This window comes from Streptomyces yokosukanensis (assembly GCF_001514035.1).
Lineage (GTDB): Bacteria > Actinomycetota > Actinomycetes > Streptomycetales > Streptomycetaceae > Streptomyces > Streptomyces yokosukanensis.
The window spans coordinates 319,403-340,060 of sequence record NZ_KQ948216.1 but is presented as its reverse complement, the minus strand read 5'-3'; the positions used below and the strand labels follow the sequence as shown (position 1 = coordinate 340,060).

General features: G+C 69.8%; 20 protein-coding genes and 1 pseudogene. 9 read left to right on the top strand and 12 right to left on the bottom strand.

Features of this window, described 5'->3' with window-relative positions; genetic code table 11:
• The first annotated feature begins 68 nt into the window (after positions 1–68).
• The 3 genes from pta to pyk all read left to right on the top strand — a co-directional run bounded on the left by pta (position 69) and on the right by pyk (position 4,887).
• Positions 69–2,144: a phosphate acetyltransferase gene (gene pta, locus AQI95_RS27585; protein ID WP_067129387.1), complete on the top strand. Its 2,076-nt coding sequence runs from the start codon at positions 69–71 to the stop codon at positions 2,142–2,144.
• A gap of 22 nt (positions 2,145–2,166) precedes the next feature.
• Positions 2,167–3,375, top strand: a complete 1,209-nt coding sequence (locus tag AQI95_RS27580) for an acetate kinase (RefSeq protein ID WP_067129500.1) — start codon at positions 2,167–2,169, stop codon at positions 3,373–3,375.
• Positions 3,376–3,459: 84 nt separating this feature from the next.
• On the top strand, positions 3,460–4,887 hold the full coding sequence (gene pyk, locus AQI95_RS27575; protein WP_067129385.1) for a pyruvate kinase: 1,428 nt from the start codon (positions 3,460–3,462) through the stop codon (positions 4,885–4,887).
• A gap of 99 nt (positions 4,888–4,986) precedes the next feature.
• Here the strand turns inward: pyk and AQI95_RS27570 are convergent, their stop codons facing one another.
• From AQI95_RS27570 to AQI95_RS27555, 4 genes are all read right to left on the bottom strand, one after another.
• Positions 4,987–6,372: a hypothetical protein gene (locus AQI95_RS27570; RefSeq protein ID WP_208614277.1), complete on the bottom strand. Its 1,386-nt coding sequence runs from the start codon at positions 6,370–6,372 to the stop codon at positions 4,987–4,989.
• A complete protein-coding gene (locus AQI95_RS27565) occupies positions 6,362–6,916 on the bottom strand; it encodes a DUF6114 domain-containing protein (protein ID WP_067129383.1) in 555 nt (184 codons plus the stop codon). Before AQI95_RS27565 ends, AQI95_RS27570 begins: the two co-directional genes overlap by 11 nt.
• Positions 6,917–7,032: 116 nt before the next feature.
• Complete coding sequence (locus AQI95_RS27560; RefSeq protein WP_067129381.1) at positions 7,033–7,665, bottom strand: DUF6230 family protein; 633 nt, start codon at positions 7,663–7,665, stop codon at positions 7,033–7,035.
• A gap of 623 nt (positions 7,666–8,288) precedes the next feature.
• Positions 8,289–9,257 carry a tetratricopeptide repeat protein gene (locus AQI95_RS27555; RefSeq protein ID WP_067129379.1) on the bottom strand — a complete coding sequence of 323 codons (969 nt, stop codon included), beginning with the start codon at positions 9,255–9,257 and terminating at the stop codon, positions 8,289–8,291.
• Positions 9,258–9,479: 222 nt separating this feature from the next.
• Between AQI95_RS27555 and AQI95_RS27550 the strand changes: the two genes are divergently transcribed.
• Entirely contained in the window at positions 9,480–10,109 is a 630-nt protein-coding gene (locus AQI95_RS27550; protein ID WP_067129378.1) for a TetR/AcrR family transcriptional regulator, read from the top strand.
• A gap of 5 nt (positions 10,110–10,114) precedes the next feature.
• On the opposite strand, the gene icmA is transcribed toward AQI95_RS27550, so the two are convergent.
• From icmA to AQI95_RS27525, 5 genes are all read right to left on the bottom strand, one after another.
• Complete coding sequence (gene icmA, locus AQI95_RS27545) at positions 10,115–11,815, bottom strand: coenzyme B12-dependent isobutyryl-CoA mutase large subunit (RefSeq protein ID WP_067129377.1); 1,701 nt, start codon at positions 11,813–11,815, stop codon at positions 10,115–10,117.
• 99 nt (positions 11,816–11,914) lie between these two features.
• Positions 11,915–12,253: a DUF3817 domain-containing protein gene (locus AQI95_RS27540; protein WP_067129375.1), complete on the bottom strand. Its 339-nt coding sequence runs from the start codon at positions 12,251–12,253 to the stop codon at positions 11,915–11,917.
• Between the two features lie 43 nt (positions 12,254–12,296).
• On the bottom strand, positions 12,297–12,806 hold the full coding sequence (locus AQI95_RS27535) for a MarR family winged helix-turn-helix transcriptional regulator (protein WP_067129373.1): 510 nt from the start codon (positions 12,804–12,806) through the stop codon (positions 12,297–12,299).
• A 69-nt stretch (positions 12,807–12,875) separates the two neighbouring features.
• On the bottom strand, positions 12,876–13,169 hold the full coding sequence (locus tag AQI95_RS27530; protein WP_067129371.1) for an MTH1187 family thiamine-binding protein: 294 nt from the start codon (positions 13,167–13,169) through the stop codon (positions 12,876–12,878).
• Positions 13,166–13,516, bottom strand: coding sequence for a DUF3817 domain-containing protein (locus AQI95_RS27525; protein ID WP_067129369.1), 351 nt, complete (start codon positions 13,514–13,516; stop codon positions 13,166–13,168). Before AQI95_RS27525 ends, AQI95_RS27530 begins: the two co-directional genes overlap by 4 nt.
• A gap of 181 nt (positions 13,517–13,697) precedes the next feature.
• On the opposite strand from AQI95_RS27525, the gene AQI95_RS27520 reads away from it, so the two are divergent.
• The 4 genes from AQI95_RS27520 (at position 13,698) to AQI95_RS27505 (ending at position 16,367) form a co-directional block, all read left to right on the top strand.
• Positions 13,698–14,330 carry an AIM24 family protein gene (locus AQI95_RS27520; protein WP_067129367.1) on the top strand — a complete coding sequence of 211 codons (633 nt, stop codon included), beginning with the start codon at positions 13,698–13,700 and terminating at the stop codon, positions 14,328–14,330.
• A gap of 2 nt (positions 14,331–14,332) precedes the next feature.
• Positions 14,333–14,983, top strand: a complete 651-nt coding sequence (locus AQI95_RS27515; RefSeq protein ID WP_067129365.1) for an AIM24 family protein — start codon at positions 14,333–14,335, stop codon at positions 14,981–14,983.
• Between the two features lie 53 nt (positions 14,984–15,036).
• A complete protein-coding gene (locus AQI95_RS27510) occupies positions 15,037–15,798 on the top strand; it encodes an AIM24 family protein (protein ID WP_067129495.1) in 762 nt (253 codons plus the stop codon).
• 92 nt (positions 15,799–15,890) lie between these two features.
• On the top strand, positions 15,891–16,367 hold the full coding sequence (locus AQI95_RS27505) for a MarR family winged helix-turn-helix transcriptional regulator (protein ID WP_067129362.1): 477 nt from the start codon (positions 15,891–15,893) through the stop codon (positions 16,365–16,367).
• Here AQI95_RS27505 and AQI95_RS27500 read toward each other — a convergent pair.
• The 3 genes and pseudogenes from AQI95_RS27500 to AQI95_RS27490 all read right to left on the bottom strand — a co-directional run bounded on the left by AQI95_RS27500 (position 16,342) and on the right by AQI95_RS27490 (position 19,901).
• A pseudogene (locus AQI95_RS27500) lies at positions 16,342–17,551 on the bottom strand (MFS transporter). The gene AQI95_RS27505 and the pseudogene AQI95_RS27500 overlap by 26 nt on opposite strands.
• Before the next feature lie 145 nt (positions 17,552–17,696).
• A complete protein-coding gene (gene meaB, locus AQI95_RS27495) occupies positions 17,697–18,653 on the bottom strand; it encodes a methylmalonyl Co-A mutase-associated GTPase MeaB (protein WP_067129359.1) in 957 nt (318 codons plus the stop codon).
• Between the two features lie 48 nt (positions 18,654–18,701).
• The gene (locus tag AQI95_RS27490) at positions 18,702–19,901 is read right to left on the bottom strand and encodes an acetyl-CoA C-acetyltransferase (RefSeq protein ID WP_067129356.1); all 1,200 of its coding nucleotides are present in this window, start codon (positions 19,899–19,901) and stop codon (positions 18,702–18,704) included.
• Positions 19,902–20,049: 148 nt separating this feature from the next.
• Here AQI95_RS27490 and mce point away from each other — a divergent pair, with 148 nt between their 5' ends.
• Positions 20,050–20,490, top strand: coding sequence for a methylmalonyl-CoA epimerase (mce, locus tag AQI95_RS27485; RefSeq protein ID WP_067129353.1), 441 nt, complete (start codon positions 20,050–20,052; stop codon positions 20,488–20,490).
• Positions 20,491–20,658 lie beyond the last annotated feature (168 nt).

The following is a 20,658-nucleotide window of genomic DNA, read 5'->3' as shown; positions in this document are numbered from 1 at the left end:
TCGGTGAGCGATTTTTATGCCAAAGGCGCGACATAAAAGACATATGACATGAGGAACGGAGTGGACGCGTGACCCGCAGCGTGTACGTGACCGGGATCGATCGCGGCGACGGCCGCCAGGTCGTGGAGCTGGGAGTCATGGAACTCCTGACCCGGCAGGTCGACCGGGTGGGCGTCTTCCGTCCACTCGTGCACGACGGCCCCGATCGCCTGTTCGAGCTGCTGCGGTCGCGGTACCGCCTCGCGCAGGACCCGGCGACGGTCTACGGCATGGACTACCACGAGGCGACCGCGCTCCAGGCCGAGCAGGGCACCGACGAGCTGGTCTCGGCCCTGGTCGACCGCTTCCACCTGGTGGCCCGCGACTACGACGTCGTCCTCGTCCTCGGCACCGACTTCGCCGACACCCAGATGCCGGACGAGCTGTCCCTGAACGCCCGCCTCGCCAACGAGTTCGGCGCCTCCGTGATCCCGGTGGTCGGCGGCCGCAAGCAGTCCGCCGAGTCCGTGCTGGCCGAGACCCGCAACGCCTACCGCGCCTACGACGGCCTCGGCTGCGACGTGCTCGCCATGGCCGTCAACCGGGTGGCCCGCGCGGACCGCGACCTGATCGCCGAGCGGCTCGACGCCCGGATGCCGGTGCCCTGCTACGTCCTGCCCGACGAGCCCGCGCTGTCCGCGCCGACCGTCTCCCAGGTCGCGCACGCCCTCGACGCCAAGATCCTGCTCGGTGACGACTCGGGCCTCGCCCGGGACGCGCTGGACTTCGTGTTCGGCGGCGCGATGCTGCCGAACCTGCTCACCGCCCTGACCCCGGGCTGCCTCGTCGTCACCCCGGGCGACCGCGCCGACCTGGTCGTCGGCTCGCTGGCCGCGCACAGCGCCGGCACCCCGCCGATAGCCGGCGTCCTGCTCACCCTCAACGAGGTACCGACCCAGGCGATCCTCACCCTCGCGGCCCGGCTCGCCCCGGGCACCCCGGTCCTGTCCGTGAGAGGCAACAGCTTCCCCACCGCCGAGCAGCTGTTCTCGCTGGAGGGGAAGATGACCGCGGCCACCCCGCGCAAGGCGGAGACCGCGCTCGGCCTGTTCGAACGGTACGCCGACACCGCCGACCTGGCCCGCCGGGTCTCGGCACCGAGCAGCGACCGCGTCACCCCGATGATGTTCGAGCACAAACTGCTGGAGCAGGCCCGCTCCGACAAGCGCCGGGTCGTCCTGCCGGAGGGGACCGAGGCGCGGGTGCTGCACGCGGCCGAGGTGCTGCTGCGCCGGGACGTCTGCGACCTGACCCTGCTCGGGTCGCCGGACCAGATCCGCAAGAAGGCCGCCGACCTCGGCATCGACCTCGGCGACGCCCAGCTGATCGACCCGGCCACCTCCGAGCTGCGGGACTCCTTCGCCGAGAAGTACGCGGCACTGCGCGCCCACAAGGGCGTCACGGTCGAGCTGGCCTACGACGTCGTCTCGGACGTCAACTACTTCGGCACCCTGATGGTCCAGGAGGGGCTGGCCGACGGCATGGTGTCCGGCTCGGTGCACTCCACGGCGGCCACCATCCGGCCCGCCTTCGAGATCATCAAGACCAGGCCGGACTCCTCGATCGTCTCGTCCGTCTTCTTCATGTGCCTGGCCGACAAGGTGCTGGCCTACGGCGACTGCGCGGTCAACCCGGACCCGAACGCCGAGCAGCTCGCGGACATCGCCATCCAGTCGGCGTCCACGGCCGCGCAGTTCGGCGTGGAGCCGAGAATCGCGATGCTGTCGTACTCGACGGGCACGTCCGGCTCCGGCGCCGACGTCGACAAGGTGCGCGAGGCCACCGAGCTGGCGCGCACCCGGCGGCCGGACCTGAAGATCGAGGGACCGATCCAGTACGACGCGGCCGTGGAGCCCTCCGTCGCCGCGACCAAGCTTCCCGAGTCCGAGGTCGCCGGGCAGGCCAGCGTGCTGATCTTCCCCGACCTCAACACCGGCAACAACACCTACAAGGCCGTGCAGCGCTCGGCCGGCGCGATCGCCGTCGGCCCGGTCCTCCAGGGCCTGCGCAAGCCGGTCAACGACCTGTCCCGGGGCGCGCTCGTCCAGGACATCGTGAACACCGTCGCCATCACGGCGATCCAGGCCCAGACGCCCGCCACCTGAGTACAGAGAGTCCTTGAACACCGTGACAGCGACCCGTGTCCTCGTCCTCAACTCCGGCTCCTCGTCGGTGAAGTACCAGCTCCTCGACATGCGCGACGCGAGCCGGCTCGCCATCGGCCTGGTGGAGCGCATCGGCGAGCAGACCTCCCGGCTCACGCACACATGTCTCACCACGGGCGAGTCCCGTGGGCACACCGGGCCCATCGCCGACCACGACGCCGCGCTCAAGGCCGTCGCCGAGGAGCTGGCCCGGGACGGCCTCGGCCTCGACTCGCCGGAGCTGGCCGCCATCGGGCACCGGGTGGTGCACGGCGGCATGTTCTTCACCGAGCCCACCGTCGTCGACGACGAGGTGCTCGCCGAGATCGAGCGGCTGATCCCGGTCGCCCCGCTGCACAACCCGGCCAACCTGACCGGCATCCGCACCGCGCAGGCGCTCCGCCCTGACCTGCCCCAGGTCGCCGTCTTCGACACCGCGTTCCACACGACCATGCCGGAGTCCGCGGCGCGCTACGCGATCGACCCGAAGATCGCCGACCGCCACCGCATCCGCCGCTACGGCTTCCACGGCACCTCGCACGCGTACGTCTCCCGGGAGACCGCGCGGCTGCTGGGCAAGGACCCGTCCGAGGTCAACGTGATCGTGCTGCACCTGGGCAACGGGGCCTCCGCGTCCGCGGTGGCGAGGGGCCGGTGCGTGGACACCTCCATGGGGATGACGCCACTGGAGGGGCTGGTGATGGGGACGCGCTCCGGCGATCTGGATCCCGCCGTCATCTTCCATTTGGCACGGGTTGGCGGAATGTCCATGGACGAGATCGACACTCTTCTCAACAAGAGGAGCGGTCTGTTCGGTCTGTGCGGGGACAACGACATGCGGGAGATCCGCCGCCGGATCGACGAGGGGGACGAAGAGGCCGCTCTCGCGTTCGACATTTACATTCACCGGCTCAAGAAGTACATCGGCGCCTATTTCGCCGTCCTCGGGCAGGTGGACGCGGTCGCGTTCACGGCCGGGGTCGGTGAGAACGCGGCGCCCGTGCGGGAGGCGGCGATCGCGGGCCTCGAAAGCCTGGGCCTCGCGGTCGACCCGGAACTGAACGCGGTGCGATCGGACCGGGCCCGGATCGTCTCCGCGCGGGGTGCGCGGGTGGCGGTGGCCGTGGTGCCGACGGATGAAGAACTGGAGATCGCGACCCAGACCTACGCACTGGTCGGAAAGAACAACTGAATAGCACCTGAGCGGTGTGGCACTCATTTGTATCTTCCGCCAGACGGAATATTCCGTAGCGAAACAAACCGATAGGATCGCCCCATGCGCCGTTCGAAAATCGTCTGTACTCTCGGCCCCGCGGTCGACTCCCACGAGATGCTCGTCGCCATGATCGAGGCGGGCATGAATGTGGCCCGGTTCAACTTCAGCCACGGCACCCACGCCGAGCACCAGGCGCGGTACGACCGCGTCCGGGCCGCCTCCAAGGAGACCGGCCGTGCCATCGGTGTCCTCGCCGACCTGCAGGGCCCGAAGATCCGCCTGGAGACCTTCGCCGAGGGGCCGGTCGAGCTCGAGCGCGGTGACGAGTTCGTCATCACGACCGAGGACGTGCCGGGCGACCGGCACATCTGCGGTACGACGTACAAGGGGCTGCCGGGCGACGTCTCGCGCGGCGACCAGGTCCTGATCAACGACGGCAACGTCGAGCTGAAGGTCCTGGACGTCGAGGGCCCCCGGGTCAAGACGATCGTCATCGAGGGCGGTGTCGTCTCCGACCACAAGGGCATCAACCTGCCCGGCGCGGCCGTCAACGTGCCCGCGCTGAGCGAGAAGGACATCGAGGACCTGCGCTTCGCCCTCCGCATGGGCTGCGACATGGTCGCGCTGTCCTTCGTCCGGGACGCCAAGGACGTCCAGGACGTGCACCGCGTCATGGACGAGGAGGGCCGCCGGGTCCCGGTCATCGCCAAGGTGGAGAAGCCGCAGGCGGTGCAGAACATGGAGGACGTCGTCGCGGCGTTCGACGCCGTGATGGTGGCCCGCGGCGACCTCGCCGTCGAGTACCCGCTCGAGAAGGTCCCCATGGTGCAGAAGCGCCTGATCGAGCTGTGCCGGCGCAACGCCAAGCCGGTGATCGTGGCGACCCAGATGATGGAGTCGATGATCACCAACTCCCGCCCGACCCGCGCCGAGGCCTCCGACGTGGCCAACGCGATCCTGGACGGCGCGGACGCGGTCATGCTGAGCGCCGAGTCCTCGGTGGGCGCCTACCCGGTCGAGACCGTCAAGACGATGTCGAAGATCGTCAAGGCGGCCGAGGAGGAACTGCTCTCCAAGGGCCTGCAGCCGCTGGTGCCGGGCAAGAAGCCGCGCACACAGGGCGGTTCGGTGGCCCGCGCGGCCTGCGAGATCGCCGACTTCCTCGGCGGCCGCGGCCTGATCGCCTTCACCCAGTCCGGTGACACCGCGCGCCGGCTCTCCCGCTACCGGGCGTCCCAGCCGATCATCGCCTTCACCACCGACGAGGCCACCCGCAACCAGCTCACCCTGAGCTGGGGCGTGGAGTCCCACATCGTGCCGTTCGTGAACACCACGGACGAGATGGTCGACCTGGTGGACCAGGAGGTCGCCAGGCTGGGCCGCTTCGACGCCGGCGACACGGTCATCATCACCGCCGGCTCGCCCCCCGGCGTGCCCGGCACCACCAACATGATCCGCGTGCACCACCTGGGCGCGCAGAGCAACTGACAGGCTCCGCAAGGGCCTTGTACGGCGCTGAGGGCGCCCCCCTGGACCAGGGGGGCGCCCTCAGCTGTGTGCGGCTCCCGAACGGGCTTGTGGGACCGGTCAGCCGGTCGTGTACACGTGCATGCCGGGCACGTGCAGGTTGCCGCCGAACTGGGCCGCCTGGACGACCTTCACGTTGGTGAAGTAGATCAGCGGGAGGTTCAGCGGGGGCGGGCTGTCGGGCGTGAACGTCATGGGGATCAGACCGAACAGGTTGCCCGAGATGCTCTGGGTGTACATCGTGGTGTCGCCGCCCCGGATGGTGGACGTCGAACCCTTGGACGCCTGCACGTGGTAGGTCTTGCCCGAAAGCTTGTCGTCCACCGTCTGGTGCAGGTCACCGATGTCGGTGCCGCCGGAGATGACGTACTTCAGCACCTTCTTGGTGGTGCCGGAGGCCGTCTTCACCTCGACGATGCCCTGGTAGTCGGCGCCTTTGAGCAGGAGCGAGCTGGCGTCCAGGTGCCAGGGGTCGTCCGCCACCGGCACCTTGTTGTCGACGCCGCCCTCGTCGTCCGTGGCCTTCGGGCAGTCCGCCGGCGCGGCGGAGCCGGCGGACGGGCTCGGCGTGGCCGAACCGGCCGCCTGGACCGTGTCCTTCGCCGTCTTGGAGACCGAGTCGGTGGTCTTCTTGACCGTGTCCGTGGCCTTCTTGACGGTGTCGGTGGTCTTCTTGACCGTGTCGTCGACCGCCTTGCCGGCCGTGGAGGCGGTGCCCTTCACGGCGTCGGAGAGCTTGGTACCGGAGGACGACGCAGCCGACGTGGCCGCGTCCGAGGACGCGCTCGCCGACGGCGACGGGCTCGCGGAGGCGGAGGCGGAGTCCTTGCCCACGCCGAGGATGCCGCCGAGCGTGTCGCCGATGGTGTCCAGCAGACCGCCGCCGCTCTTGGACGCCGACGGGCTGGGCGTGGCCGAGTCGCCCGACGAGGACGAGCCGGAGCCCGAGTCCGAGCCGGAGGAGCCGGACGTCGCGGTCGGCTTGGGCGAGGCCTTGTCGTCGGCACCTGAATCCGACGAAGAGGTCTTGCCCGAGTCGCCGGACGTCGAGTCCTTCGCGGTCTTCGAGTCCTTGGCGTCGGCGCTCGCCGAGGGCGTCGGCGTGGCCGAGTCACCGGACGTGCTCTGCGAGGCGGACGGCGACGGCGAGGACGAGGCGTCCTTGGAGCCGTCCAGCGCCTTCACACAGTCCTTGTACTCGTCCGCCGTCAGGCTCTTGGACGTGGTCGACGGCGACGGGCTGCTGCCACCGTCGGCGAGGGCCAGCGTGGACGTGAAGCCCATGCCCATCAGCACCGCCGTCGGCATCGCCACGGAGGCGATCGCTTTGCCGGCCGGCATGTGGAATCTGGTGAACAGCGGCTTTCTCGGGGCCGCGTGGCGGGGCCCGGTTCTCACGCGGGACCCGTCCACGTCGGTCCCGCGGGTCACCTCGTCAGCCGGCACTGTGCCTCCCGTTCGCCCCGTTGGCCGGGCTCGTTCCTGACAGGTCGTTCTCCCCCAGCCCGTAGGCACGCTGGTCCGGCAGCGGCACGGAATGCGGGGCGCCGCCCTCGCTCGGAGCCGCCTCGGCGGGCGGCTGCGGCTGCGGAGCCGCACCCGGCACCCAGGCCACGGCCATCGCTCCGCCGATGAGGGCGAAGAGGAAGCCGAGGACGAAGCCACCGAAGTTGGACACGGGGATGGACACCAGTGCGAGCAGGATCGCGGCGACTCCGGCGAAGACCCGTACGTGCTTCTGGAACCAGAGGCTGATGCCCAGGACGATCAGCAGCACACCGATGATCAGGGATCCCGCGCCCGCGGTGGTCGCCATCGCCAGCGTCAGGTGTCCGAACTGGAGGTGGGCGTACGGGAAGTACATGATCGGAAAGCCGCCGAGCAAGACGAACAGACCAGCCCAGAAAGGACGGGTGCCTCGCCAGGCGCGGAACTGCAACCTCCGGCGGGTGAACTGGCCGGGTGCGGCGGCAGAGATCTCGGCGCTCATGGAAAACAGCTCCCTGGTGCGGCGTTGCTGTGGTGGTGATGTGGACCGCGTGTGAAGAGCGGCCGGAGAGTGCACGGGCGGGGGCGCCACCGGCTCCCCCGCCCGTCAGCGAGTGCTCAGTAGCACTCGTGCGTACCCGTCTGCACCGACATGTGCAGCCCGCTCAGCTTGAAGGTTCCGGCGGTGGTCGCCCACGCCGTCTGCTTCACGCCGGTCAGCGTGGCCGAGTCGGCCTGCTGCGCGAAGCCGTACGGGTTGGACTGCTCCTTCCCGCCCTTCATGCCCGGACCCTTGCCGGCGTCCTTGGCCGCCACACCGATGTCGATGTTGTTGAAGGTGGCGTCGGCGCTGAGGTCGTCGAGGTCGATGTAGAGATTGTCGGCCTCGACCGGCTTGTCGCCGCCCGCCTTCAGAACCAGGCTCACCGAGCCCAGCACCGGGATGTCCGGCGTGACCACGGACTGGCACATGTTGTTGATCGAGGCCTTCTTGAAGGCCGAGACCGCGACCGGGTGGGCCGCCTTCTGCCCGTCGAGCGAGTAGCCGCTGTCGATCGCGCCGTACTGCTCGAAGCCGGTACCCACCAGTTTGTCGGCGGTCACCTTGAACGACTGACCGGACACGCTGAACGACGCGGCGAGAGCGCCCTGCGCGAGGGCGACACCTATGCACGCCGTGGCGGCCACGCTGGGCACCATGACCACAGCGAACCGCTTCCATCTGGTCCCGCCACGCACCTGGGACTCCATTTTTCCTCCTTCTCGGACGTACATCTCCTGGCCCGGGCTCGCCCCAGTCGGCGGCTCAGCCGGGCAGGGATGGGAGAAGTGCTACGTCCTCGGGAAGGAGAACGCCTGCGCTCAGAGGCACGAACCGCGCCCGAATCACCGGCGATCACCCCCGAGCGACAACCACTGGTCGCGCCTGACACGCATCACGCACAACCTTGCCGGACAGGCTTCGCCGGGCGGGCGAAGACCCCCCTGCCCAAGAGTCGGCGCCACTGCCGCCGGCTCTGCTCGGTGGGGACCCAGAGTCTCCCGCGACCCGACCGGATGTCGGGGTACGGGAATGGACCGAGCGTCGCCGATCGTGGTGCATTCTCGGCGCGGGCACAAGGGGGTTCGTTACTGGCTAGTAACGGCCGGATAACCGAAGTACGACCCGCCGGTCTCGGAGTGCGACTCTGGGTGGCATCTTTGGGCAGAGCAAAGCCGTTGATCCCTGGATGAAACCAGACAGATCAACGGCTTCGACTTACTCCGAGTAACAGGCCTCGCGATTACCAAGATTTGGTAAAGCGGGGGCGCTCTGACGCCTCGTCGGCAAATCTTTCACCCCGGCATCACAAGCCGTGGCGTTTAGCGACTGGTCAGAACAGAGCGCGCGCGAGCGCTCTGCGCGCCCCGATCACGCGCGGGTCCTCGGGCCCCACGACCTCGAACAGCTCCAGCAGTCGGCGCCGTACCGCGTCCCGGTCGTCACCGGCGGTGCGCGCCACGGCCTCGATCAGCCGCCCGAAGGCGTCCTCGACATGACCGCCCACCAGGTCCAGGTCGGCGGCGGCGATCTGCGCGGCCGCGTCCTTCGGCTTCTCGGCGGCCTCGCGGCGGACCTGCTGCGGATCGAAGCCCTGCACCCGCTGCAGCAACTCGGCCTGCGCGAGGCCCAGCTTGGCCTCGGGGTGGGCCGGGTCGTCGGCCAGCACGTTCCTGTAGGCCTGGACGGCGCCGGCCAGGTCGCCGGCGTCCAGGGCCTCGGCGGCGGCGTTCAGCGCGGCGTCGTAGGGGCCCTCCTGGGGCTCGGTGCTCACCTCGCCCGGCTCCGCGTCCGGGTCGACGGTCAGGCCGGTGAGCCCGAAGCGCTGCTCGCCGACCTGCACCAGCTGGTCCAGGGTCTGCCGGATCTGCTGCTCGTCGGCCGCGCCCTGGAACAGCGGCAGCGCCTGGCCCGCGACGACGGCGAAGACGGCCGGGATCCCCTGGACCCCGAACTGCTGCATCAGCATCTGGTTGGCGTCGACGTCGATCTTGGCGAGGAGGAAGCGCCCGTTGTACTCGACGGCCAGCCGCTCCAGGACCGGGCTCAGCTGCTTGCAGGGCTGACACCACTCGGCCCAGAAGTCGATGACGACGGGAACCTCGGCGGAGCGCTGGAGGACGTCCCTCTCGAAGCCCGCCTCATCGACGTCGATGACGAGATCGGCCGGGGCGACAGCCCCCGTGCCGCCCTGCCGGGCGGCCTCGGCGCGCGTCTGCTCGGCCTTGGCCTTGGCCTCCTGGGCCGCCTTCACCGCGGCGAGGTCGACGACGCCGCTCATGGACATGTTCCGTGGCTGCATACGCCTATCCTCCCCCGTCACCGCGCCGGAATGAAAAAGGTCTTCTGTGCGGACGCCGGGTCCCCACCCCACGCCCCGTGGTCACCGCTCGCGTACGTCCGTCACAAGCGCGCCCCAGCTTTCGCTACGACTCGTAGCGTAATGCCATACGGACCCCGCGCGACACCACCGCCCGGTGATCTCCCTCACGACCGCACAGATCCCGCCGGTTATGGTCGAGGGATGCAGAGCCGCACTCCCGCCAGCCGTACCGGACGTCCGCGCAGCGCCGCGGCGGACACCGCGATCCTGGCCGCGACCAGGGAGGCGCTGGTGGACCTCGGCTGGTCCAAGCTCACCCTGGGAGACGTGGCGACGCGCGCCGGGGTTGCCAAGACGACGCTGTACCGCCGCTGGGCCGGCAAGCCGGAGCTGGTGTGCGACGCGGTGGCGGAGCTGTTCGACGAACTGGAACTTCCCGACCGGGGCAGCCTGGCCGCCGACATCGAGGGCGTGGTCCTGCAGTTCGCCGCGATCCTGGCCCGTCCGGAGGCGAAGAGCGGCCTCATGGCGGTCGTCGCCGAGTCCACCCGCGACGACGCCCTGCGCGAGCGCATCCGCGCCTCCATCGTGGAGCGTCAGATGCGGCTGGTCCTGGAGGGCCGCGCACGGGCCCAGCGGCGGGGCGAACTCCCTGCGGAACCCGATCCGGCGGAGTCCGCCCGCACGGTGGACCTGATCTTCGACGTGGTGGCGGGCGCGGTCGTGCACCGCACCCTGGTGAGCGGCAAGCCGGCGGACGAGGACTGGGTCCGCAACTTCACCCGCGTACTGCTGCTGGGCCTGACATCCGCCGAACCGCCCACGCCGTAGCCGAACTAGAAGCCGGCCGGTTCCGTGTACACCCCCCACTCGTCCCGCAGCACGCCGCAGATCTCGCCCAGCGTCGCCTCGGCCCGGACCGCGTCCAGCATCGGCCCGATCATGTTGGAGCCGTCCCGGGCGGCGCTCAGCATCGCCTCCAGCGCCGAACGCACCGCCGCCTCGTCCCGCGCCCGCTTGCGCTCACCCAGGATGCGGACCTGGTCCCGCTCCACCTCGTGGCTCACCCGCAGGATCTCCAGATCCCCGGTGACCGACCCGGTGTTGACGTTGACGCCGACGACCCTCTTGTCGCCCTTCTCCAGCGCCTGCTGGTAGCGGAAGGCGGACTCGGCGATCTCACCGGTGAACCAGCCGTCCTCGATCCCGCGCAGGATGCCGGAGGTGACCGGGCCGATCGGGTGCTGCCCGTCCGGGTGCGCCCGCAGTCCCCGCTCCTTGATCTGCTCGAAGATCTTCTCCGCGTCGGCCTCGATCCGGTCCGTCAGCTGCTCGACGTACCAGGCACCGCCCAGCGGGTCCGCCACGTTGGCGACCCCGGTCTCCTCCATCAGCACCTGCTGGGTGCGCAGCGCGATCTCCGCGGCCTGCGCGCTCGGCAGCGCGAGGGTCTCGTCGAGGGCGTTGGTGTGCAGCGAGTTGGTCCCGCCGAGCACGGCGGCCAGCGCCTCCACGGCCGTACGCACCACGTTGTTGTACGGCTGCTGGGCGGTCAGCGAGACGCCCGCCGTCTGCGTGTGGAACCGCAGCCACTGCGCCTTCTCGGACCGGGCGCCGTAGACGTCCCGCATCCACCGGGCCCAGATGCGCCGCGCCGCACGGAACTTGGCGATCTCCTCGAAGAAGTCGAGGTGCGCGTCGAAGAAGAAGGAGAGGCCGGGCGCGAAGACGTCGACGTCCAGGCCGCGGCTGAGGCCCAGCTCGACGTACCCGAAGCCGTCGGCCAGTGTGTACGCCAGCTCCTGCGCGGCCGTCGCGCCGGCCTCACGGATGTGGTAGCCGGACACGGACAGCGGCTTGTACGCGGGAATGCCGGCCGCGCAGTACTCCATCAGGTCGCCGATGAGGCGCAGATGGGGCTCCGGCTGGAAGAGCCACTCCTTCTGGGCGATGTACTCCTTGAAGATGTCGGTCTGCAGCGTGCCGTTGAGCACCGCCGGGTCGACGCCCTGGCGCTCGGCGGCGACCAGGTACATGCAGAAGACGGGCACGGCGGGCCCGCTGATGGTCATGGAGGTCGTGACGTCCCCGAGCGGGATGTCCTTGAAGAGGACCTCCATGTCGGCGGCGGAGTCGATGGCGACCCCGCAGTGCCCGACCTCGCCGAGCGAGCGGGGGTCGTCGGAGTCCCGTCCCATGAGCGTCGGCATGTCGAAGGCGACCGACAGTCCTCCGCCGCCCGCGGCGAGGATCATCTTGTACCGCTCGTTGGTCTGCTCGGCGTTGCCGAACCCGGCGAACTGCCGGATCGTCCAGGTCCGCCCGCGGTAGCCGGTCGGATGGAGCCCGCGCGTGAAGGGGTACTCCCCGGGCCAGCCGATCCGCTCGAATCCCTCGTAGGTGTCACCCGGACGGGGCCCGTACACCGGCTCCACGGGATCACCGGAGAGCGTGCTGAAGTCAGCGTCGCGCTTGCGCGCGGCGTCGTATCGGGCCTGCCAGCGGCGGCGGCCCTCCTCGATGGCGTGAGCGTCCATACCCTCGAATTTACTAGGACGTCCTAGTAAATGTCGATGGCCGACCGCCGTACGGTGTCCGTACGGCGGTGGAACCGGGGGGTCTGCGGCGGTCGGGCCTCAGGCCTTGGCCGTGACCGGGGCCCGGTCGGCGACCTTGGCCTCCAGCTCGCGGCTGATCCGGCGCTCGACGAAGAAGGCGGCGGTGGGGATCGTTCCCGCGATCAGCACCCACAGCTGCTTGCCGACGGGCCACTTCGCCTTCGAGCCCAGGTCGAACGCGAAGATCAGGTAGACGACGTACAGCCAGCCGTGGGCGATGGCCACGACTCGCGTGAAGTCCGCCGCACCGCCGATGTCCATCCCGTACTTGGCGATCATGCTCAGGCACAGCAGCACCAGCAGGACACCGGTGGTGTAGGCCATGACGCGGTAGCGGGTCAGCACGCTCTTCTTCATGGGGTCGAGCGTAACCACCCGTTCCGGGAGATCTTGGCCGGGGTCAGTCCTCGCCGAAGTCGTGTGCCGCGATCCGCAGCGGACGGAGCGTCGCGAAGATCTCCGCGCACTCCTCCGCGTCGTACACCCCGAGCCCGAAGTCCATGGCCATGAGGTCGCGGGTGGCCGCGTCGACCACCTCTCGGCCCTTGTCGGTGATGACGGCGAGCGTGCCGCGCCCGTCGTTGGGATTGGGCCGTTTGGCGACCAGTCCCGACCTCACCAGCCGGTCCACGGTGTTCGTCACGGACGTGGGATGCACCATGAGCCGCTCACCGATCTTGGACATGGGTAGCTCGCCGGCCTTGGAGAAGGTGAGCAGCACCAGCGCCTCGTAGCGCGCGAACGTCAGTCCGTACGGCTTGACCACCGCGTCCACCTCGGCCAGCAGGATCTGCTGGGCCCGCATGATCGAGGTGATCGCGGCCATGGACGGTACGTTTCCCCAGCGCTGCTTCCAGAGCTCGTCGGCGCGGGCGATGGGGTCGAACGGGAGGCTGAGTGGCTTCGGCACGTCATCAGACCCTACCCGCCGGTCATATTCCGGGCAGCCCCGTCTCGGCTTTCGGTCGGCCGGACAGTTCTAGCTCGACAGATGCCGCTCCACGGTCTCGACCTTGGAGGTGAGCCCGTCGGTCACGCCGCGGCGGATGTCGGCCTTGAGGACGACGGAGACGCGCGGCGCGCGCTCCTCCACCACGGCGACGGCGCGCCTGACGACGTCCATGACCTCGTCCCACTCGCCCTCGATGCTGGTGAACATCGCGTCGGTCCGGTTGGGCAGGCCCGACTCGCGCACCACGCGGACGGCGTCGGCGACGTACTCCCCCACGTCCTCGCCCACGCCGAGCGGCGTCACGGAGAAGGCGACGATCATGCGTTCACGGTTCCTTCCTTGCGGGCGCGGGCCGCGATGACGGCGTCCTCGGCCTCGCGGCGCAGCGCGCGCTCGATGATGAACCCGCCACCGGGGATGACCGAGTACGCGAAGTAGAGCGCGGCCTTGCCCTTGTTCCACTTGGTGCGGTTCCAGGCGTCCGCCCAGAAGACGACGTAGAGAACGAACAGCACACCGTGGATCGGGCCCAGCACAGGGGCGGCGTCGAAGCCGCTGTCGACCGTGTACTTGATGATGGTGCAGGCCGCCAGGATGATCCAGGAGATGCCCTCCGGCACGGAGATCAGTCGGAGGCGGCGGATGGCGGAGGCTGTCTTGAGGTCCACGGGTCACCTTCGGTGGGAGAGTCGCTGACGGCGCGATCGCTGCGTGATCCGCTTTGTGAACGGAAGCACAAACGTCCGGCCATTGTGGCAAACGACGCCCGTAGGGGTGCGCTCAGGGTCGGTATCCACCCGGAGGCCCTGTTCGGCGCACCCGCGTCGCCGCTACTTTCGCTGCGTGGCGATGTTCCGACTCCAAGGCAGCAAGGTGCTTGCCGTCGACATGACCGGGGATGCCGTGAAGGCGAAGAACGGCTCGATGGTCGCGTACGACGGGCAGATGAGCTTCAAGAAACTCACCGGCGGGGGTGAGGGGCTGCGCGGGATGGTGACCCGGCGCCTCACCGGTGAGCAGATGACGGTGATGGAGGTGAAGGGGCGCGGCACGTGCTGGTTCGCCGATCGGGCCTCGGAGATCAACCTGGTCGCCCTCCAGGGCGACAAGCTCTATGTGGAGTCCAGCAATCTGCTCGTGACCGACGCGGGACTCAGGACGGGCACGACGTTCACCGGGCTGCGCGGCGCCTCGCAGGGCAACGGACTGTTCACGACGACGGTCGAGGGGCACGGGCAGGCGGCGATCATGTCCGACGGGCCGGCGGTCGTGCTCCGGGTCAGCCCGCAGTACCCGCTGATCGTCGACCCGGGCGCCTACATCGCCCACCAGGGCAACGTCCGGCAGTCGTTCCAGTCCGGCGTGACGTTCCGCACGCTGTTCGGGGAGGGCGGCGGCGAGGCCTTCCAGATCCGCTTCGAGGGCGACGGCCTGGTGTACGTGCAGCCGAGCGAGCGGAACACGATCGCGGGGGACCTGTAGACATGGCGTTCCGGGAGATCAACTCCAAGATGGTCGAGGCGACCGTGGCGCCTGGGCAGCGGCTGTACAGCCAGCGCGGCGCGATGCTCGCCTACCGGGGGGACGTGTCCTTCACGCCGAACATCCAGGGCGGCCAGGGCGGGCTGATGTCCATGATCGGGCGCCGGGTGTCCGGCGAGGCGACGCCGCTGATGACCGTCGAGGGCAGCGGCACCGTCTTCTTCGGGCACGGCGGCCACCACGTCCACGTCATCAACCTCTCCGGCGACACCCTCTGCGTCGAGGCCGACCGGCTGCTCGCCTTCGAGGGCACGCTGCGCCAGGGCACGATGTTCATGGGCTCGCAGGGCGGGGTGATGGGCCTGGTCCGCGGCCAGGTCACCGGGCAGGGCCTGTTCACCACCACCCTCCAGGGCCAGGGCTCGGTCGCCGTGATGGCGCACGGCGGCGTCTTCGAGGTCCCGATCACCCCCCAGCGCCCGGTCCACGTCGACCCGCAGGCCTACGTCGCCCATCACGGCGAGGTCCGCAACAAGCTGTCCGCCGCGCTCGGCTGGCGCGAGATGGTGGGGCGCGGCTCCGGCGAGGCCTTCCAGCTGGAGCTGAGCGGCAACGGCACGGTGTACGTCCAGGCGTCGGAGGAGAAGCTGTGAGCGCGTACGGAGGCACGTACGGCACCCCCGGCGGCCCGGTGGTGCACGACCCGATGACCCTGCCCGCCGACGACAACGTGAACGCGTACACGTTCTGCGTCGAGCTCAAGAGCGGGCAGTGGTTCCTGCAGAAGGGGAAGATGATCGCCTACTACGGGGCGATCGAGTTCAACGGCATCGGACACGGCCGACTCGACCGAATTGTCCGTACGTCGTTCCATTCGCCACTGCACGCGAGCGACTGGGTCGTGGCGGCGGGCTCGGGCAAGATGCTGCTCGCCGACCGGGCCTTCGACGTCAACTCCTACGACCTGGACGACGGGAACTTGACCATTCGCGCGGGCAACCTGCTCGCTTTTCAGCCAAGTCTCGCGCTCAAGCAATCGATCGTGCCGGGTTTTCTGACCCTTATCGGAACCGGAAAGTTTGTGGCCGCGTCTAACGGCCCGGTGGTGTTCCTGGAACCTCCGATCCGGGTCGACCCGCAGGCGCTCGTCGGGTGGGCCGACTGCCCGTCGCCGTGCCATCACTACGACCACGGCTATCTGACGGGTGTGCTGGGCGGACTACGTGCGATGACGGGCCTCGGCGGGGTCTCCGGGGAGGAGCACCAGTTCGAGTTCGTGGGCGCCGGGACGGTCCTGCTGCAGTCCTCTGAGACCCTCACGGACGGGGGGACGACGGGGGCCGTGCCGTCCGAGCCCGGGGTGCCCGGAGGTGGCGCGGCGGCACCGGGCGGACACGGTCCGCAACCGTCGGGCCAACCGCGCCTTCCCGGACAGCTGGGAGACCTCCAGCGTCGCTTCGGGCTGTGAGCGGTAGTCTGCGGAGTGTGACGTCGAACGCGTGCGCACTGTCACACCATCCAAAGTAGTTCGTCATTCAACTTCTTAGGTAGACTTCATTCATGGAGACCGAGACGGCCACGCGCTGGCTGACCGATGCGGAGCAGTGCGCCTGGCGCACCCAGCTGGAGGTCAACAGGCTGTTGATGTACCAGCTGGAGAAGGATCTGCAGCCGTTCGGCCTGACTATGAACGACTACGAGATCCTCGTGAACCTCTCCGAGTCGGACGACGTACGCATGCGGATGAGCGATCTCGCCTCCGCGACCCTGCAGTCCAAGAGCCGGCTCTCGCACCAGATCACGCGGATGGAGAACGCGAACCTGGTGCGCCGCGAGAACTGCGAGTCCGACCGGCGGGGGCTGTACGCGGTGCTGACCGAGCACGGCATGGAGACGATGAAGAAGGTGGCGCCACATCATGTCGCCTCCGTGCGGCGGCACTTCATCGACCTGCTGTCGCCGGAGGCACTGACGGAACTGGACAAGGCCCTGAAGCCCATCGCCCAGCACCTCAGGGGGCAGCGGGGGCGTCCCTGAGCCTGCGGCCGAGGGTGCCGACGGCGCCGACCAGCGCCGTACCGCCCGCCAGGGCGAAGCACACCTCCAGCGGGAGGCGGCCGATCAGCAGGCCCGTCACCATCGCCCCTCCCGAACTCCCGGCGTTCACCGCCGTGTTGATCCAGGCGCCCGCCTGTGTGCGGGCGCCCTCGGCCGCCGACTCGTCGGCCAGGAGGGACGCCGTGGTCAGCGCCGGAGCGATGAACGCACCGGCGCAGGCCATGGCCGCCGTCAGGGTCCACAGCCCCGGCGCGAGCCCCGCCACGGCGATCACCAGGCCGAGGCCCACCGCGAACCGGCACAGCCGCGCGCGGGCCGGCGCACGCCATCGCACCGCCCCGTTGACCAGCCCGCCCACCGCACTGCCCGCCGAGAGCGCGCCCAGCACCCACGGGACCAGGTCGGGGTCGTAGGAGTGCTGTGCGGCGAAGGCCATCGCGAGCAGGTCCACCGCACTGAGGGCCAGCCCCGCTCCGGTGGCCACGGCGAGGGGGGGCCGACAGCCCTCTGACGGCACCGAGCCGCTGCTGCTGCCGGGCAGGGGCGGGACGGGGTCCGGGGATCGCCGGGGACGTCACGAAGGCCCAGGTGCCGCCGGTGACGAGCAACGCGCTCAGCAGGATCCCCGCGGCCGCGGGCGCGAAGTCGATCAAGACTCCGATCAGCGCCGGGCCCGAGACGTACAGCAGTTCCTCCGCGACGCCGTCCAGGCTGTAGGCGCGGGCCAGCATGCCGGGCTCCGGTGCCAGCTCGGCCCACAGGGCGCGCATGGTGGGGCCCAGCGGAGGCGCACAGGCGCCCGCGAGGGCCGCGGCCGTGGCGATCGCGGGCGCGGGTGCGCCCGGCCGCCAGGTCAGGGCGGCCAGAAGACAGAGCAGGGTGCCGTACAGGGCGGCCATGGGAGGCAGGGCCCGGCGCGGGCCGTAGGAGTCGATCAGGGCGGCCCGGAACGGCATCAGGAAGACCGTCGCGGCGCCGAACAGGGAGAGTACGGCGCCGGAGACGGCGTAGGAACCGGTGGCCCGGGTGACGGACAGCAGCACCGCGAGGGAGACCGTGCCGTAGGACAGGCGGGCCGTCAGGGCGGCGGCGAAGGTGCGGCGGGCGTGCGGGAGGCGCAGGACGGCGGCGTACGAGGGCCGCGAAGAGGCATGTGCGGACATGCTGACGTTCCTCTGCAAAGGCGGGAGAGGGGACACCGAGGGACGCGGGGGCCGTGTCGTCGGCCCCGCGGTCCGGTGTGCGCCCTACGCCAAGGGGAGGAACATGTGGATCAAGTTAGCGAACGGTCGCGGGAGTTGGCCAGGGTCAGCTCCCGGTCAGGCTCGTCACCAGTTCGTCCGCCGCGCGGTAGGGGTCCAGTTCGCCCGCGACGATGCGTTCCGCGAGCGCGCTGAGGCGGCGGTCGCCGTGCAGGTCGCCGATGCGCTCGCGCAGTGCCGTGACGGCGATGGTCTCCACCTCGCGGGCCGCGCGGGCCCTGCGGCGCTCGGTGAGCACGCCGCGCTCCTCCATCCACGCGCGATGCTTCTCCAGGGCCTCCACGACCTCGTCGACACCCTCCGCGCGGGCCGCGACCGTCTTCACGATCGGCGGGCGCCAGTCGCCGGGGCCGCGGGACTCGCCGAGGCTCAGCATGTGGTTCAGTTCGCGGGCCGTGGCGTCGGCGCCGTCCCGGTCGGCCTTGTTGACGACGTACACGTCGCCGATCTCCAGGATGCCCGCCTTCGCCGCCTGGATGCCGTCGCCCATGCCCGGGGCCAGCAGGACCACCGAGGTGTCGGCCTGGGAGGCGATCTCCACCTCCGACTGGCCGACGCCGACCGTCTCCACCAGGATCACGTCGCAGCCCGCCGCGTCCAGCACGCGGATGGCCTGGGGCGCCGCCCAGGCCAGGCCGCCGAGGTGGCCGCGGGTGGCCATGGAACGGATGTAGACACCGGGGTCGGAGGCGTGCTCCGACATACGGACGCGGTCGCCGAGCAGGGCGCCTCCGGAGAAGGGGGAGGACGGGTCGACGGCCAGGACGCCGACCCGCTTTCCCTGTTTGCGATAGGCACTCACGAGCGCCGAGGTCGATGTCGACTTACCGACTCCCGGAGAACCGGTCAGGCCCACCACGTACGCGTTCCCGGTCAGCGGCGCCAGCGCCGCCATGACCTCCCTGAGCTGCGGGGACGCCCCCTCCACGAGAGAGATCAGCCGGGCCACGGCACGCGGTCGGCCTTCCCTGGCCAAGGCCACCAGAGAGGAGACGTCCTGCATCAAACAGCTCCGTTCACTTCAGCGACGTACAGGCGGGGTGCAGAGGGCTCAGGGCTTCGGTACCCGCACGATGAGCGCGTCACCCTGACCGCCGCCACCGCACAGCGCCGCCGCGCCGACCCCGCCGCCGCGGCGCTTGAGCTCGAGCGCGAGGTGGAGCACGAGACGGGCGCCGGACATGCCGATCGGGTGGCCCAGCGCGATGGCGCCGCCGTTGACGTTCACCTTTTCCGTGGACACGCCGAGGTCCTTCATTGACTGCACGGCGACCGCGGCGAAGGCCTCGTTGATCTCGATGAGGTCAAGGTCGGAGACCTGGAGGCCGTCCTTGCCCAGGGCGTGCAGTATGGCGTTGGACGGCTGGGACTGCAGGGAGTTGTCCGGGCCCGCCACATTGCCGTGCGCGCCGATCTCGGCGAGCCACTGCAGGCCCAGCTCCTCGGCCTTGGCCTTGCTCATCACGACCACGGCCGCCGCGCCGTCGGAGATCTGCGAGGAGGAGCCGGCGGTGATCGTGCCGTCCTTGGCGAAGGCCGGGCGCAGCTTGGCCAGCGACTCCGCGGTGGTGTCCCCGCGGATGCCCTCGTCCTTGCTGAACAGGACCGGGTCGCCCTTGCGCTGCGGGATCTCCACCGGGGTGATCTCGGCCTCGAACAGGCCGTTCTTCTGCGCGGCGGCGGCCCGCTGGTGGGACAGGGCGGCGATCTCGTCCTGCTCGGGGCGCTTGATGCCGAGGCGGGTGTTGTGCTTCTCCGTGGACTCGCCCATGGCGATGCCCTCGAAGGAGTCGGTCAGACCGTCGTAGGCCATCGCGTCGAGCATCTCCACCGCGCCGTACTTGAAGCCCTCGCGGGACTTCGGCAGCAGGTGCGGGGCGTTGGTCATGGACTCCTGGCCGCCGGCCACCACGATGTCGAACTCGCCCGCGCGGATCAGCTGGTCGGCCAGGGCGATGGCGTCGAGGCCGGAGAGGCACACCTTGTTGATGGTGAGCGCCGGGACGCTCATCGGGATGCCGGCCTTGACGGCGGCCTGGCGGGCCGGGATCTGGCCGGCGCCGGCCTGCAGCACCTGGCCCATGATCACGTACTGCACCTGATCGCCGCCGATCCCCGCACGGTCGAGGGCGGCCTTGATCGCGAAGCCGCCCAGGTCGGCCCCGGAGAAGGACTTGAGGGAGCCCAGAAGTCGTCCCATGGGCGTGCGCGCGCCCGCGACGATCACGGAGCTGGTCGTTCCAGAAGGCATGAGCTGCGATCCCCTTACCGGCCTGCACAGCCGAGGAGTGAACGAGGGTTTACTTCGAATGTACTGATGGCACTCCGTGCCGTCATCGGGCCGTCGGTGTGATCGCGCGCACGTTGCGTAACCACCCCCGGCGCGCTGCACTGAATCCATGCTGACGCGAATCGACCACATCGGGATCGCCTGCCACGACCTCGACGCGACCGTCGAGTTCTACAAGGAAACGTACGGCTTCGAGGTGTTCCACACCGAGGTCAACGAGGAGCAGGGCGTGCGCGAGGCCATGCTCAAGATCAACGAGACCTCGGACGGCGGCGCCTCCTACCTCCAGCTGCTGGAGCCGACCCGCGAGGACTCCGCGGTCGGCAAGTGGCTGGCGAAGAACGGGGAGGGCGTCCACCACATCGCCTTCGGCACGGCGGACGTCGACACCGACTCCGAGGAGATCCGGGGCAAGGGCGTACGCGTGCTCTACGACCAGCCGCGGCGTGGTTCGATGGGCTCGCGGATCACCTTCCTGCACCCCAAGGATTGCCACGGCGTCCTCACGGAACTCGTCACTTCGGCCCCTGTTGAGTCGCCCGAGCACTGACCCCCGTACATAAGGGCCGGTAGGGTTGGGGGCGGTCGTCCCCGAAACCGGGACGACCTGGTCCCTTCGTCGAAGGTGACGTCTGCCCTCCGGGCGGACGACGCCGCCTTCGGCAAAGGGAACGCCGGGGTCCGGGTTTCGGGGGACGAGCGTCGGGGCAGCAGCCCG

Bases quoted from the DNA above. Each gene is read 5' to 3' on its own strand.
- pyk (WP_067129385.1), top strand. From the start codon at position 3,460: ATGCGCCGTTCGAAAATCGTCTGTACTCTCGGCCCCGCGGTCGACTCC.
- AQI95_RS27565 (WP_067129383.1), bottom strand. From the start codon at position 6,916: ATGAGCGCCGAGATCTCTGCCGCCGCACCCGGCCAGTTCACCCGCCGG.
- AQI95_RS27560 (WP_067129381.1), bottom strand. From the start codon at position 7,665: ATGGAGTCCCAGGTGCGTGGCGGGACCAGATGGAAGCGGTTCGCTGTG.
- AQI95_RS27555 (WP_067129379.1), bottom strand. From the start codon at position 9,257: ATGCAGCCACGGAACATGTCCATGAGCGGCGTCGTCGACCTCGCCGCG.
- AQI95_RS27550 (WP_067129378.1), top strand. From the start codon at position 9,480: ATGCAGAGCCGCACTCCCGCCAGCCGTACCGGACGTCCGCGCAGCGCC.
- icmA (WP_067129377.1), bottom strand. From the start codon at position 11,815: ATGGACGCTCACGCCATCGAGGAGGGCCGCCGCCGCTGGCAGGCCCGA.
- AQI95_RS27540 (WP_067129375.1), bottom strand. From the start codon at position 12,253: ATGAAGAAGAGCGTGCTGACCCGCTACCGCGTCATGGCCTACACCACC.
- AQI95_RS27530 (WP_067129371.1), bottom strand. From the start codon at position 13,169: ATGATCGTCGCCTTCTCCGTGACGCCGCTCGGCGTGGGCGAGGACGTG.
- AQI95_RS27520 (WP_067129367.1), top strand. From the start codon at position 13,698: ATGTTCCGACTCCAAGGCAGCAAGGTGCTTGCCGTCGACATGACCGGG.
- AQI95_RS27515 (WP_067129365.1), top strand. From the start codon at position 14,333: ATGGCGTTCCGGGAGATCAACTCCAAGATGGTCGAGGCGACCGTGGCG.
- AQI95_RS27510 (WP_067129495.1), top strand. From the start codon at position 15,037: ATGACCCTGCCCGCCGACGACAACGTGAACGCGTACACGTTCTGCGTC.
- AQI95_RS27505 (WP_067129362.1), top strand. From the start codon at position 15,891: ATGGAGACCGAGACGGCCACGCGCTGGCTGACCGATGCGGAGCAGTGC.
- meaB (WP_067129359.1), bottom strand. From the start codon at position 18,653: ATGCAGGACGTCTCCTCTCTGGTGGCCTTGGCCAGGGAAGGCCGACCG.
- AQI95_RS27490 (WP_067129356.1), bottom strand. From the start codon at position 19,901: ATGCCTTCTGGAACGACCAGCTCCGTGATCGTCGCGGGCGCGCGCACG.
- mce (WP_067129353.1), top strand. From the start codon at position 20,050: ATGCTGACGCGAATCGACCACATCGGGATCGCCTGCCACGACCTCGAC.